Consider the following 494-nt stretch of genomic DNA (forward strand, 5'->3'; position numbering starts at 1 on the left):
GACTGGTCGCCGCGCGGCCGGGACCGGCCGGGGCGGGCCCGCTGCTCAACGGGGTGTTCGCCCTGCACCTGCGCCAGCAGCGCGTGTCGATCATCGTGTGGACGGTGGCCGTGGCGCTGTTCGCGCTGTCCTTCGGCACGCTCATCTCCGAGATCGACGTGATGATCGAGCAGAACCCCGAACTCCTGGGGCGCATGGGCCTGGACGCGGAGAACATGGCCAACGGGTTCCTCGGCATGCTCATCCTCTACGTCGTGATGGCCGCGGTCGCCTTCGCCGTCCTCTCCGTCCTGCGCACGCGGGCCGAGGAGAACACCGGACGCGCCGAGCTGACCCTGGCGGCCGCCGTGGGCCGGATCCGATGGATGGGCTCGGCTGTCCTGGTCAGCGCGCTGGCGTCGGCCCTGATCCTGCTCCTGGGCGGGCTGGCGATGGGGGTCGGCGCGGGGCTGGTGACCGAGGACCCCGACTGGATCCGCTCGGTGGCCGAGGCG

The 494-nt window shown here is 72.1% G+C and carries 1 pseudogene; it reads left to right on the forward strand.

Annotated elements, in window-relative coordinates:
- Positions 1 to 494 (forward strand): annotated as a pseudogene (locus D471_RS32380) (anibiotic ABC transporter efflux pump); the annotation flags it as partial.

The sequence above is a fragment of the Nocardiopsis lucentensis DSM 44048 genome, assembly GCF_000341125.1.
Taxonomy (GTDB): domain Bacteria; phylum Actinomycetota; class Actinomycetes; order Streptosporangiales; family Streptosporangiaceae; genus Nocardiopsis; species Nocardiopsis lucentensis.